General features: G+C 69.9%; 9 protein-coding genes. 6 read left to right on the top strand and 3 right to left on the bottom strand.

The window, feature by feature from the left end:
- Nucleotides 1-166 precede the first annotated feature (166 nt).
- The 3 genes from IT306_03240 (at nucleotide 167) to IT306_03230 (ending at nucleotide 2,033) form a co-directional block, all read left to right on the top strand.
- Nucleotides 167-961 carry an HAD-IIA family hydrolase gene (locus tag IT306_03240; GenBank protein ID MCC7367409.1) on the top strand — a complete coding sequence of 265 codons (795 nt, stop codon included), beginning with the start codon at nucleotides 167-169 and terminating at the stop codon, nucleotides 959-961.
- Between the two features lie 107 nt (nucleotides 962-1,068).
- Complete coding sequence (locus IT306_03235) at nucleotides 1,069-1,500, top strand: pyridoxamine 5'-phosphate oxidase family protein (GenBank protein MCC7367408.1); 432 nt, start codon at nucleotides 1,069-1,071, stop codon at nucleotides 1,498-1,500.
- Between the two features lie 137 nt (nucleotides 1,501-1,637).
- Entirely contained in the window at nucleotides 1,638-2,033 is a 396-nt protein-coding gene (locus IT306_03230; protein ID MCC7367407.1) for a VOC family protein, read from the top strand.
- Between the two features lie 17 nt (nucleotides 2,034-2,050).
- On the opposite strand, the gene IT306_03225 is transcribed toward IT306_03230, so the two are convergent.
- A complete protein-coding gene (locus IT306_03225) occupies nucleotides 2,051-3,787 on the bottom strand; it encodes a glycosyl hydrolase (protein MCC7367406.1) in 1,737 nt (578 codons plus the stop codon).
- A gap of 150 nt (nucleotides 3,788-3,937) precedes the next feature.
- Here IT306_03225 and IT306_03220 point away from each other — a divergent pair, with 150 nt between their 5' ends.
- A complete protein-coding gene (locus IT306_03220) occupies nucleotides 3,938-5,425 on the top strand; it encodes an alpha-N-arabinofuranosidase (GenBank protein ID MCC7367405.1) in 1,488 nt (495 codons plus the stop codon).
- A gap of 74 nt (nucleotides 5,426-5,499) precedes the next feature.
- Nucleotides 5,500-8,298, top strand: a complete 2,799-nt coding sequence (locus IT306_03215) for a hypothetical protein (GenBank protein MCC7367404.1) — start codon at nucleotides 5,500-5,502, stop codon at nucleotides 8,296-8,298.
- A 65-nt stretch (nucleotides 8,299-8,363) separates the two neighbouring features.
- On the opposite strand, the gene IT306_03210 is transcribed toward IT306_03215, so the two are convergent.
- Complete coding sequence (locus IT306_03210) at nucleotides 8,364-9,071, bottom strand: SOS response-associated peptidase (protein MCC7367403.1); 708 nt, start codon at nucleotides 9,069-9,071, stop codon at nucleotides 8,364-8,366.
- A 313-nt stretch (nucleotides 9,072-9,384) separates the two neighbouring features.
- On the opposite strand from IT306_03210, the gene IT306_03205 reads away from it, so the two are divergent.
- Entirely contained in the window at nucleotides 9,385-12,501 is a 3,117-nt protein-coding gene (locus tag IT306_03205) for a GAF domain-containing protein (GenBank protein MCC7367402.1), read from the top strand.
- A gap of 455 nt (nucleotides 12,502-12,956) precedes the next feature.
- On the opposite strand, the gene IT306_03200 is transcribed toward IT306_03205, so the two are convergent.
- On the bottom strand, nucleotides 12,957-13,701 hold a 745-nt coding region (locus tag IT306_03200), incomplete at its 5' end, for a flagellin (GenBank protein MCC7367401.1).

The following is a 13,701-nucleotide window of genomic DNA, read 5'->3' as shown; positions in this document are numbered from 1 at the left end:
CCGTTCCCGGCGGCCGTCACGCAGCGACTGAATGACGGTAGGCGGGGGTTTCAACCCCCGACCGACCGTTCCATGATGCTTCGGGGACACCAATGAACAGGCAATCGCCCTGACCCTGAAACCCAGAATCTAGCATCCCGAACCCGATGCCGTGTAGCCTTGCGCCATGCCACGCTCGCTTGCAGACTACTCCGCCTACCTGTTCGACATCGACGGCACGCTGTTGCGCCCAGGATCGACCATCGAGGGGGCGACCGAGGCACTCCTGGCCCTCAAGGCCAACGGCAAGGCGATCCGCGCCGTCACCAACAACTCGCGGATGGCCCATCACGTCGTCGCGGCCAACTTCCGACGCCACGGCCTGCCCCTGGATGACGACGAGGTCTTCTCGGCGCTGCGGGCCACTGCGCGGTTCATCGCCCATGAGAAGCCCGACGCCACGGTCTTTCCGTTCGGCGCGGACGGGCTGATCCACGAGCTGGAAGAGGCCGGCCTGAGGCTGACGGATGAGGACACGGCCGAGTACGTGGTGGCCGGCTACTTCCCGGAGATCAACCTTGAAGCGATGAAGCAGGCGATGCGGGCACTGCTCAACGGCGCGCGCTTCGTGGCGGTCAACACGGACCGGCGGTACGTCGGCGCGGACGGGCCGATCCCGGGGGCCGGAGCGTTCGTGGCGGCCATCGAGCGGGCGGCCGGGCGCGCGCCAGACGTGATCGTCGGGAAGCCGTCCACGACGATTGTGGCGGAGGCCGTCGAGAGCGTCGGGTTCCCGCCCGAGGAGTGCCTGTTCGTGGGGGACAACATCGAGACGGACGTGCTGGCGGCGCACGCGGTGGGGCTGCCAGCGCTGCTGGTCTGGACGGGCGTCAGCACGCCGGCGGACCTTGCCGCGAGCGGCGTCGAGGTGGCCCACGTGGCGGACAGCGTGCTGGCCCTGGCCGAGGCGTTCGAGCGGTAGCCGGTCCTGGCCACGCGGCACGCGGCGATTGCCGGGAATGTCGGAGCGCTCCCAACGGTTCAACTCCCCGAACGCCGCGCACTGCACACTGAAGGGGGATCTTGACCATGGCTCTTGCGATTGGTCCGCGCCTGCAAGGCTTCTTTGGCGAGAAGCTGGCTGCCATCCTCTGCACCATCAACGACAAGGGCGCGCCCGAGATGACGCCCGTTTGGTACGAGTTCGACGACGGCCTCATCTGGCTGAACGGCGACAAGACGCGCATCTGGCTGCACCGCATGGAGGCGAGCGGCAAGGTCACCTTCTTCGTCATGGACCCCGCCAACCTCTGGCGCTGGGCGCAGGTCTATGGGAAAGTCGTCGAGGCGGCCGAGGACCCGGGCGGCAACCATATCAACCGCCTGAGCCACCGTTACCGGGGCGCGGACTACAGCGGCGACCGGCGGACCCGGCGGCTGCTGAAGGTCGAGATCACCTCGGTCAAGGGCGCGGACGGCTCTCGCGAGGTGAAGTGGGACGTGGGCGAGGCGGCAGAGTAACCTCCCCAGGCGCATCCGCGGTCTGGCAGGCTGGACGCACCAGCCTGCCAGACTCGTCGTGATAGCCACAGAAGCCACAGGGCCGCCTCCACAACAGACGGCCCCATACAGACGACGCACGGACGAGGAGGTCGCGTATGTCCGCAGCACCTGGCTACGAGTTTCACCACATCCACGTCTTCTGCTCCGACCTGGAGGCTACAGCGCACTGGTTCATCGAGGGCGTCGGCGCGACGCTGGTCGGGCGCGGCGAGTCGCGCGGGGTTCCCTCCGTGACGCTCAGCCTCGGCGGGGCGCCGGTGCTGCTGCGGCCGGCTCGCGAGGGCGAGACGCTGGCCGAGGCCGGCGCGCGCCGCTTCGGGACGGATCATTTTGGCCTGAAGGTGGCCGACATCGACGCCACGGTGGCTGAGCTGCGGTCGCGCGGGGTGCAGATCGAGGTCGAGCCGTGGGACTTCAGTCCGAGCATGCGGATCGCGTTCATCAAGGGGCCGGATGAGGTGCGGATCGAGCTGGTGCAGTCGCTGCCGTAGCGCCGCTCGTAGTGCCGCTACCGGCGCGTGTCGAACGAGTCGCAGAAGACGTTCTCGTTGTACGTGCCCTGGAACGGCGACCGCCCCTGCAGCTTCTCCACCACCGCGCGGATCGCCTCGCGGCTCGGCACGTGGGCGTGGATCACCGTCTTCACCATCGGCACGTCGATCAGGTGATTCGGCAACGAGAGCGACACGAACACCGTCGGCACCTCGGTGGCGTACCAGGGGATCTCGGGCGACATCGCCGTTGACCACTTGATGCGGATGACGCCTTCCTGGGCGAATCCCTTGACGTTGGCGAAGATGATGGCCGCGTCGTAGCGCTCGGGGTAGGCGGCGTTCGCCTCGCTCTGCACCATGCTGTGGAAGGTGACCCCCGTCTCGCCCTCGGCGATCCGCTGCTGGGCCGTCTTGAACGCCTGCACCTCGAAGCCGGCCCGTTCAAGCTCCTCCTGCGCGATACGGAGGTAGCCGGTCTGGTCCGTCCCGGTGAAGTCTGGCTCGCCAGTGACGCCATACAGACGGATGCGGCGGTGCGTCTCCGGGCGCAGCGGCAGATTGCCCTGGGTGTCCTTGACCAGTGTGACGGTCTTGTCGGCGATGCTGGCGGCCACCGCACGGTGCGCCTCGCAGCCGACGACGGACAGCGCCTCGGGTGGGGGCGTGAGCGCCGCGCGCGGCGTCCGGTGCAGCCCGAGCGACGCCTTCAGCCCGAGGATGCGCTCCAGCGCCTCGTGCAGGCGCGCCTCGGTGATGACGCCGTTCCGGTAGCCGTCGAGCATGTAGCCGAAATCCTCCTCGGCGTTGCGAAAGAAGAGGAACATGTCACAGCCGGCCGCGATGGTTGCCGGAACGGCCTCGCGACGGCGCATCGCCGAGGTCAGCCCGAGCATGATCGAGGCGTCGGTCAGGATCAGGCCGTTGAAGCCAAGCTCGCCGCGCAGGAGGTCTTGCAGCAATTCGGGCGCGAGGGTACCCGGCATGATGTCGTGGTCCGCAATACCCGGCCGGAAGTGGCGCGACAGCTCCGGCGCGCCGATGTGCCCGACCATGATCGACTGAACGCCGTGCGCGATCATCGCCCGGTAGACCTTGCCGTAGGTGGCGTGCCACGCCTCCACCCCGAGCGTGTTCCAGGACGTGACGACGTGCTGATCGCGCTCGTCCACGCCGTCGCCGGGGAAGTGCTTGATGGCGCAGGCTGTGTTCGACTCGCTGATGCCGTCGAAGAAGGCCGTCGCCCGCTCGATCACCACCTCGGGCGTGTTCCCGAAGGAGCGCGTCGCCACCACGGTGTTGCGCCAGTTGCGGTGGATATCGACAATCGGCGCGAAGGCCCAGTTGCAGCCGAGGGCGGTCGTCTCGGCGCCGGCCACGCGGCCCATCTGGCGGGCGATCTCGGCGTCGGGGTGCGATCCCGCCCCGAGATGCGTGGTCACCAGGGTGCCGTCGTCGATGCTCCCGAAGCCGCCCATCTCGGGGTTGGACGCCACCAGCAGGGGGATCTTCGAGCGCTGCTGGGCGTAGCGGATGTGCGCCTGCACGGTGGCCGAGTCCGCGCCTCGGAAGCGGATCGCGCCGATGTGGAAGCGGTCCAGGACGGTGTCGAGATAGGCCGGGTCAAACGAAACGTTCAGGTTGACGAAGAGCTGGCCGATCTGCTCGTCGAGCGTCATCGTCTCGATGGTGCGCTGGACCCAGGCCACGCCCTCAGCGTCCAGGTTGAACGGCTGCGCCGTGAGATCGACCATGATCCCTCCTACCATCCTCAGCAGCCAATGCGTCCGCCTGGGAGTATGCCGCATGCTCCGGCGGGCCGATACGGGCGTGCTGAGCGCAGTCGCTGCATGCTGGCAATCGTGCTACGGTTCCCGCCACACGCGAGCACACAGGGGGCACGCATGGCGCGCATCAAGATCGACCGGGACCGCCGCATCGGGACCATCGACCGGCACATCTACGGCGGCTTTGTCGAGCACCTGGGCCGCTGCATCTACGGCGGCATCTACGAGGAAGGCTCGCCGCTGAGCGACGGGCGCGGCTTCCGCACCGACGTGCTGGAGGGCGCGCGAGCACTCCGGATGCCGAACCTGCGCTGGCCGGGCGGCAACTTCGTGAGCGGCTACCACTGGCTCGACGGCGTCGGGCCGCTCGATCAGCGCCCGCGAAAGGTCGACCTGGCCTGGGGCGCTGAGGAGTCCAACCGCTTCGGCACCGACGAGTTCCTGGCCTACGCCCGCGAGCTTAGGACCGAGCCGTACATCTGCGTCAACGCCGGCACCGGCTCCATCGACGAGGCCCAGGCGTGGGTCGAGTACTGCAACGGCGCCACCGATACCCACTGGGCCAACCTCCGGCGCAAGAACGGCCACGCGGAGCCGTACAACGTCAAGTTCTGGGGCCTGGGCAACGAGCTGTGGGGTCCGTGGCAGCTCGGGCAGATGACCGCCGAGGACTACGTCAAGAAGGCCCGCGAGTTCGCCAAGGTCATGCGACTGACCGATCCGTCCATCAAGCTGGTCGCCTGCGGCAAGGACGGCCTGAGCGACTGGGACCGCGAGGTCGTCGATGGGCTGGCCCGGTACGTGGACTACCACAGCATCCACATCTACACCGGCAGCGCCGACTACTACTCCAACGTCTTCGCGCCGAAGCAGGCCGAGCGCGCACTGACCATCACCCAGGGGATGATCGACAAGGCGCGCTACGACCAGAAGCTGACCCACCCGATCCACGTCGCCTACGACGAGTGGAACGTCTGGTACCGCGCACGCGGCCCCGTCCACCGCAAGACCGGCATCGAGGAGCAGTACGACCTCGCGGATGCCCTGGCCATCGCCAGCTACCTGAACGTCTTCATCCGGCAGTGCAAGACCGTCAAGCTCGCCAACTTCGCCCAGCTCGTGAACGCCATCGGCGCGATGTTCACCAACCAGCAGGCGATGTTCCTCCAGACGGTCTACCACCCACTGCGCCTGTACGGCGAGCACATGCGCGATCTGGCGCTCGATCCGTTCGTGGACTGCCCCCAGTACGACCTGCGCCCCGAGGCCGAGACCTCGCCGCGCGAGCACCGCGTGGCCGATCTTGGCCCGTTCCCGCTGCTCGACGTGGCCGCCACGCTGGACGAGGATGGCCGGACGCTGGTCGTCGGCGTCGTCAACCGCGACCGCGACCACGCGATCTCGGCCAGCATCGAGCTGCAAGATGGCGGCAAGCTCGCCGGCGGCGTCGCCTACGAGGTCAACGGCGACGCGCCCGAGGTGCTGAACACCTTCGAGCGGCCGGACGCGGTGACGGTCCGCGAGCGGAGCCTGGACGCTGCCGCCTGCCAGACCTACACGTTCCCGGCCCACTCGGCGACGGTCCTGAAGCTGACGGTGGCGTAGATCTCGGCCCCTCACCCGCCGCTGTGTCGCCCACAAGCCCTTCGTGAGACTCAACCCAAAAGGAGCCACACTCCGTGCGTGCTGCGATCTCGCTTGATGGCGTCTGGGATGCCCGGCTCGATCCGACCGACGCCGGCGTCTCGGAGGGCTGGTTCGCCCCGACGACGCCGTTCGACCGCCGCCTGACCGTGCCGCTGCCCTGGCAGGCCGCCGATCCATCCCTGCGGGGCTACGCCGGGGTGGTGTGGTATCGGCGGGCGTTCGACGCGCCGGCCGCGTGGCAGGCGGGTTCGGCCCCGGCGGCCACACCGTCCGTGGCGCTGCACTTCGGGGCGGTGGACTACGCCGCCGAGGTCTGGCTGAACGGCACGCACGTCGGCGGGCACGAGGGCGGCTACACGCCGTTCGCGTGCGAGGTCGGGGCGGCGCTCCGCTGGGACGGCCCGAACGTGGTCGCCGTGCGCGTGTTCGATCCGGCCGACGTGAGGAGCATCCCACACGGCAAGCAGGGCGGTCGCTGGTATACGCCGATCAGCGGTCCGTGGCAGCCGGTCTCGCTGGTGGCGCGGCCGGCCGAGCGCATCGGCACGGTCCGCTGCGAGCCGGACGGCATTCGGGGCACGGTCAGGGTCACCGTCTCGGCGGTGGGGCTGAGCGGGCCGCGCGCCGTCAACCTGGAGATTCGCGCGGCTGGCAGCGACGCGGTCGTCGCGACGGCGCGGGCCGTCGTTGCCTCGGCACAGGTGCTCGTCGGGCCGGACGCCGCCTCGGCCAGCGCCGAGATCGCCATTCCCGATCCGCGGCGCTGGGAGCCGGACAGGCCGCACCTGTACGCCGTGCGGGCCACGCTCGGGCCGCTCGACAGAACGACAGCCCGCCATGCCGACGCCCATGCCGACGCCCTCGACACGGTCGAGGAGTGCTTCGGGCTGCGGACGGTCGAGGTCCGAGACGGCACGCTGCTGCTGAACGGCCAGCCGCTCTACCTGCGCGGCGCGCTCGACCAGGCCTACTGGCCGGACACGCTCTACACCGCCCCGAGCGATGCGGAGATCGAGCGGGAGATCCGTCTTGCGAAGGATCTCGGGTTCAACATGCTGCGGAAGCACATCAAGCCCGAGGACCCCCGCTATCTGGACGCTGCCGACCGGCTCGGCCTGCTGATCTGGGCCGAGCCGGCCAACCCGGCCCGCTTCGACGAGACGGCGCGGGCGGGCGTCCGCCGCGACCTGCTGGCGACGATCGAACGCGACTTCAACCATCCGAGCGTGGTGATCTGGAGCCTCTACAACGAGGACTGGGGCATCACCGGCGTCTGGGACGACGCCGAGAAGCAGCAGTGGGTGACGGACCTCTTCGCCGAGGTCAAGCGGATCGATCCGACGCGCCCGGTCTGCGACAACTCCGGCTGGGCGCACGTCGTCACCGACCTGAACGATTATCACGAGTACTACGCCACGCCAGAGCGCATCGGGCGGTTCCGCGAGCGGCTCGACTTCATCCTGGCCCATCCCGACGACAACTTCGCGCAGGGCTTCCGCTCGAACGGCGAGCCGATCCTGGTCTCGGAGTTCGGGAACTGGGCCGTCTCCGATCCGGCCGACGCCCGCGCGCGCTCCGGCGGGCAGGCGCCGCCCTGGTTCCACTTCGACCAGGGGTACAACCGTGTCGAGGGCCTGCCGCCGCCCCCGCCCGGCGATCCGCTGGTCGACCGGATCCGGACGGTGGCCGGCTTCGAGGAGCGGTGGCGGACGCTCGGGCTGGAGGCTGTCTTCGGGACCACCGAAGGGCTGATCGCCCATCTCCAGCGGCGAGCCGTCCGCGCGCTCAAGGCGCAGATCGGGGAGATGCGTCGCCGGCCGGCCATCCAGGGGTATGTGGTCACCGAGTTCACGGATATCGAGTGGGAGGGGAACGGCTGGCTCGACTACTGGCGGCGGCCGAAGCCGTTGCTGGCGGAGTTGGCCCAGGTGAACGGCGACGTGGCGGTGATCGCCACCGCCGAGCGCCCGAACGTCTGGCGCGGCGAGACGGCAACGGTCCGCGTGGCCGTCTCGAACACGACGGCCACCCCGATCTCGGGGACGATCCGCTGGCAGCTCGACGGCAGCCCGGAGGACGCGGCCATCACTGGCGAGCAGCCCGTCGAGGTCTGGGCGCACGCCGTGGACGAGCGGACCGTCATCCGCTTCCGCGTCCCGGCCGGCGCGCCGCGCACGGCACGGCTGCGGATAGGGCTGGTCGCGGACGGGCGGACCGTCACCCGCACTGAGGCCGAGCTGGCGTTTGCCGCACGCGAGGACGGGCTGGCGCGCGACCTCCGGGCGAACGGCAGCACCCTCGAGCGGGTCTTCCGGCAGCGGCTGGAGCGGCAGGGCTTTCAGATCGGGCGTGGCTTCGACCGAACGGCGCCGCTGGCCGTGACGAATCGGCTGGACAGCACGCTGCTGGAGTACCTGCACGGAGGCGGGCGGGTGCTGTTCGTCGCGTCCACCTCCGCCGAGGGCGCGGACGCCGTCGGGCTGCGCTTCAACGTGCTCAGCCCGGGCGAAAGCTGGCGGATGGCGGCCGGCGCGGCCTGGGCGCGGACAGATCTGCTGGCCCCGGCGCCCCTGCTGCCCGAGCTGGGCTGGGAGGTGGCCGACATCTTCCCATCGCAGGCCATCGACGCCGGCGCGTTCCAGCCGGGTGACCTCCACCTGGCCGGCTGGTTCGAGGGCTGGCTGGCGAACGCCGGCTCGCTGGCGACGCTGCGGACGGTGGGGCAGGGACGGCTCCTGACCACGACCTTCCGCTTCGAGGACCGCTACGGGCTGGACCCCGTGGCGACGCTGCTGCTCAACCGGCTGGCGCGGCTGCTGCTGGAGGCATGACCACTGGCCTCAGATTGACACGGGTTCTCGTATCCCGAGAGCGGCGCGCTTACGGGGCCTGGCCATTACAGCAGGCGTGGGGCGCCGGTCGGTGCGCCGGCCAGCGGCTCGATCAACCGCGGCCCCTGGTTGCGCGCTGAGGAGACCAGCGACGAGACCGGGTGGTACTCGAACTGGTCCGGCGCGACCGGCTGCAGATAGGAGAGCGCCGCGTTGGGGTCGTCCAGGTCGGGATCGAGCCAGCCCTCCTCGGCTGCGCGGTCGAGGATGACCGGCATCCGCTCGTGGATGGGGCGGAGGACGTCGTTGGCGGCTGTCGTGACGATGACGCAGGTCTGCCCGACATCGCTCGTGCCCTGCACGTACAGCCCGGCGAAGGCGAACAGCTCGCCGCCCTTCAGGTGGATGTAGACCGGCTGCTTCGTCTTGCTGCCGGGCACGGCCAGCCACTCATAGAAGCCGTCGGCCGGGATCAGGCAGCGGCTGTGCGGCACCGAGCCGCGGAACATCGGGCGCTCCAGCAGGCTCTCGCCGCGGGCGTTGATCGGCGGCGGGCGCTGCCCATCCGAGCGCATCCAGGCCGGCTGAAAGCCCCAGCGCATCGTCGTCAGCTCGCGGGTGTCCGCGTGCTGGACGATCGCCGGCACGGCCTGGCTCGGCGCGACGTTGTAGCGCGCCTCGAGGTGTGGCTCGATGCCCGTCTCCGAGAGCGCCCCCAGCCCGAACCGAGCCGCGATATCCTCCGGGCTGGTCAGTGTGTACCGTCCGCACATCGTGTCACCTCGCAGGGCGGTTCCTGTCAGTGTCGCCTGCAAGCAGTGTACCGGCCGATCGGCGGGCCACCCGCCACGCTGCACGTTCCAGTGTCGTCACTGTGGCTGCCCGTCCAGCACCCCTCGACGGACGGCGCGTCCCCGCTGGCGCGGTCGGAGCGCTGGCGTCGGAGCGCCGAGTCATCTCTTTGACTCGGAGACGACTCAGAGCCGCTACAGGGCAGCGCGCTATCATCCCTCGCGACATCTACGGCACTATCCTGCGGTGGTTGGTCGGACGGCGGCGGCTCAGACTGGGGAGAGCGGTACAACGGTGATCGCACGGCTGCGCCGGCGGATCAGACCAACCCTGTTGCGCTGGGCAATGGGGATCTTCTGCGGCCTGGTCGGCGGCCTGATGCTCGTCGCACCGCACCAGCTCGGCGGCCCGACCTTCGCCCCGATCTTCGGCTGGGTGCCGCATGTGGGTGTCATCAGCTTCCTGGCGGGCGCGGCGCTCGTCGCTGCGTCCACAGTCGGTGCGCGTGGGCCGCTGGCCGTTGCAGCCGGCGCAGCCGTGGCCGGCTCGCTGCTGATTCTCGCCGTCAGCTTTCTCATCACCGGGGGCTGGACGGGCGTCGTGGTCTACTCCACGTTCGCCCTGGCAACGCTGCTCAGCGCGTGGTGCGACCCGTCGAGCTCCCCCCGTGAAGACAGCATCGATCTCTTCGTCCTGACAGCGGCTGTGGCAGCGGCGCTCAACGGCATCCTGCTGCTGACCGTCTCGGTGGGCAGCTTCGGCGCCTTCTACGATCCGCTCCGGGCGACGGTCGGCTGGCATGGGGTGGCGTTCTTGCTGGGCGGCGTCGGCGTGCTGGCGACGCGCCTGCGCGTGACGCGGCAGCGGGCGGCGCGGGTGGCGGCGCAGCTTGGGCTTGGCGCGGCCTACCTCGCCTGGATGCTCGGCAGCTCGCTCCCGAACCGGATCTGGACTGGCATTCTGCTGTACGGCGGCACTGGCGCGCTGCTGGTGCTCGGGCCACGCCTCGCCCGCCACGCCAACCGGATCGATACCACCTCGTTGCGCGTCCGGCTGGCCCTGGCTATGGCCTCCGCCGCTGCGTTTCCGCTCCTCTTCGTGGCAACGGTCGCCACGGGCTGGGAGGAGCGCGCCACCGCCGAGCAGCAGCTCGTCCTGCAGCAGGCGCTCGCAAGCGGGCTCGCCGCGGATATCGGCGGCGCGGTCAATCAGCACCTGGTCGGGCTGACCCTGGTGGCCGAGCACCCGGTGGTGCTGGCCAGGAGCACGGCCGGCCGCACCGACCTGCTGGGTGACCTGGGCGATATCGGCGAGGTCGCGCCGGGGTTCGCCTCGCTGGGGACGTTCACGGCGAGCGGCCAGCCGCTGGTGATGCTGGGGCGGCCCGGCGCGCGCGCCGCGGATCGTTTGCCGGTCATGGCGCGGCTTGCGTTGCAGCGCATGCCCTCGGGCCTGGCGCCGCCCGCCGTCTTCCTGACACCGGACGATCCGCCGGCCATCGTGCTGGCCGTGCCGATCCGCCAGGATGGCGGCGCACTCGAAGGCGTGGCGGTGGGAGAGCTGGACCGCCGGTGGCTGGGGGCGCGGCTGCTGCGCGGCGTCTCCGATGCCCGCATCTCGACGGTCGTGCTGGATGGCGCAGGGCGGCGGATCGCCGTCGCGGGGCTGCCGCTGCCGCCGGATCCTGCTGGACGGGCCGGATCGCCAGACGCCGACGCGCTGGCCGAGCTGGGGTTTGGCGCCGGCACGCTCCGCTTCTCGCGCGGAAGCGCCGAGTACCTGGCCGGCGTCGCGCGGGTCGCCGGCACGGACTGGTCGGTCGTCGTCGAGCAGCCGGTGTCGTCGGCGCTGGCCTACGTCTGGTTCGCGCGGGAGCTGACCTTCGCGGTGCTGGTGGGCGCGTTCCTGGTGTCGGCCACGGTGGGAGTCGTGCTGGCTCGACGGCTGGCTGCTCCGCTGGCCGCGCTGGCCCGCGCGGCGCAGGGCCTTGCGACGGGCATTCCAACCACCATCGTGCCGCGCAGCCCCGTCTTCGAGGTGCGGGTGCTTGCCCAGGCGTTTGGAGATATGCAGGCCCGCCTGCTGGCACGGACCGCCGAGCGCGAGCGTGCAGAGTCGCGCTTTCGCATTCTGGCTTCAGCCAGCAACGAGCTGACACGGTCGCTGGACGAGGCGGCCATCGTCGAAGCGTTGGCGCAGATCGTCGTGGCCGAGCTGGCCGATTGGTGCTCGGTGGACATGTACGACGCCGAGCGGCAGTTGCAGCACGTCGTCGTGCTCCACGCCGATCCTGCCCGCAACGCGCTGGTGAGCGCCCTCCAGCGACAGCCGCCCGCCGCCTCCGCCGAGATCCAGCAGGCCGCTGCCACCGGCGCACCGTTGCTGATGTCCGTGGTGACGCCACGCCATCTGCTCGAGCTGGCCCCCGATCCGGAGCAGCGCCGCACGCTGGAGTGGCTCGGGGTGCGGTCGATGATGGTGGTGCCGCTCTCGGTGCGCGGCCAGACGATCGGGACGCTTGGCTGCGTGCTGGGGCGCGGCGGCCGGCGGTTCGGCACGGACGATCTGGCGTTGGCCCAGGAGCTTGCGCTGCGGGCGGCCCTGGCTATCGAGAACGCGCGCCTGTACGCCGCCGAACACGAGGCGCGCGCCGCCGCCGAGGCCGCCGTCCGCGCCCGCGACGAGTTCCTGGCCGTCGCCGCGCACGAGCTGAAGACGCCGGTGACCAGCCTGCGCGGGTTCGCCGAGCTGGGTGTGCGCGCCATCAGCAACCGAGGCAGCCTGGACCCGGTCATGGCCCGCCGGACCCTTGAGACGATCCACCGCCAGTCTGCACGGCTCTCGGCGCTCGTGGCCAACCTGCTCGAAGTGGCGCGCGGCACCACCGACCGTACAGCACTTGAGCCGCGCTTCATCAACCTGATGGATCTCGTGCAGATCGTCATCGAGGCGGCGCGGGTGCGTGCACCCGAGCGCATCATCGTCTGCACCGGGCCAGACGAGGCCGGGCTGGTGGCCGATCCGCTGCGGCTGGAGCAGGTGTTCACCAACCTGCTGGACAACGCCGTCAAGTACAGCCCGCCCAGCACCCAGATCGAGGTCAGCGTGACGTGTGTGGCCTCAACCGTGACGCTCGTCGTGCGGGACCACGGCGCAGGCGTCCCGCCGGAAGACCGCGAGCGCATCTTCGACCGCTACTTCCAGGCGCACGGCGATCCGTCGATGGTGGACGGGCAGGCCAGCGGCATGGGCCTCGGGCTGTACATCTCGCGGGAGATCGTGGAGCGGCACGGCGGCACGATCCGCGCGGAGCTGCCGGAGGACGGCGGCCTGCGGATGGTGGTGACGCTGCCGCGCGACCCGGATGTGTCACTCGGGCCGGGCGCGCCGGCCGGAACGCCCCCTGGCTAGGCAAGGTCGAGGGTCATGGGTCATGGGTCGTAGGTCATAGGTCATAGGTCATAGGTCATAGGTCATAGATGTTGGCGAAAAGCACGCAACCTGCAATGGTCATGCTGAGCGCAGCGAAGCACCTCACCCGCTGACGCGAGCCTTGACGGTCAGCAGTACGAATATGCCAGTGAACGCATGCGACTTCCAATTGTCATCCTGAGCGCAGCGAAGGACCTCACCCGCTGACGCGAGAGTCAACGGTCAGCGGGTGGCGCAAGAGTTGGCGGTCGGCGGATGAGGTGAGGGTTGACGGTCAGCGGGTGAGGTCCTTCGCTGCGCTCAGGATGACAATTGCGAGTCGCATGCGTTCACCAAGAGTTCCACGACCCACACAAACAAGGCGCCCCCGCACCGGCAGGGACGCCTTGTGAGTGAGAGCGGCTGGCCCACAGGGGGCCAGCCGCGCGGCGCTGCTAGCGGAGCAGGGACAGCACGCCCTGCGGGAGCTGGTTGGCCTGCGCCAAGATCGAGGTGCCCGCCTGCGAGAGGATGTTGTTCCGCGTGAACTGCACCATCTCGGCAGCCATGTCCGCGTCGCGGATGCGGCTCTCGGATGCCGTCAGGTTCTCGCTCATCGTCGCCAGGTTCTCGATGGTGTGCTCGAGGCGGTTCTGGACCGCGCCGAGGGCCGACCGGTTGGCCGACACGTCGGCGATGGCATCGTCGAGCGACTGGATCAGGGCCTGGGCGTTCGTCGTGTTCGAGGACGAGGCGAACGTCGTGACCGCGATGCTCAGGTTGGCGAAGCCGCCGCCCGCGCCGAAGGCGCCCGTCGCACCCGCGTTGGTGGCCGTCGTCAGCGAGCTGTCGATCGAGACCGAGACGGTCTGGTTGGCGTTCGCGCCGACCTGGAAGGCCGCCGCCGCCGAGGCCGCGTTGGTGACGATGGTGTCGTCCGTCGCCCCCGTGAGCGAGCTCACGAGGTTGGCGACCGTACCGTTCGCGCCGCCACCGTTCAGGTTGATGCTGACGCCGAGGGTGTTGAAGTTCAGCGTCTGCGAGCCAGACGCCGTCATCGCCGAGAGCAGGACCGTCTGCGAGACCGTCGAGCCGCCGATGGAGGCCGTCATCGTGACGCCCGTCGTGCCAGAGGCGGTCATCGTGAAGGTCGTGCCAGCCTGCGCGCCGGAGACGTTGACCGTCGCGACGGTGCCGGTG

Source organism: Chloroflexota bacterium (assembly GCA_020850535.1).
Taxonomy (GTDB): Bacteria; Chloroflexota; UBA6077; order UBA6077; family JACCZL01; genus JADZEM01.
This window is presented reverse-complemented; position numbering and strand designations above follow the sequence as displayed.

Coding starts and splice junctions, on each gene's coding strand:
- IT306_03230 (MCC7367407.1), top strand. CDS start 1,638: ATGTCCGCAGCACCTGGCTACGAGTTTCACCACATCCACGTCTTCTGC.
- IT306_03235 (MCC7367408.1), top strand. CDS start 1,069: ATGGCTCTTGCGATTGGTCCGCGCCTGCAAGGCTTCTTTGGCGAGAAG.
- IT306_03240 (MCC7367409.1), top strand. CDS start 167: ATGCCACGCTCGCTTGCAGACTACTCCGCCTACCTGTTCGACATCGAC.
- IT306_03225 (MCC7367406.1), bottom strand. CDS start 3,787: ATGGTCGATCTCACGGCGCAGCCGTTCAACCTGGACGCTGAGGGCGTG.
- IT306_03210 (MCC7367403.1), bottom strand. CDS start 9,071: ATGTGCGGACGGTACACACTGACCAGCCCGGAGGATATCGCGGCTCGG.
- IT306_03220 (MCC7367405.1), top strand. CDS start 3,938: ATGGCGCGCATCAAGATCGACCGGGACCGCCGCATCGGGACCATCGAC.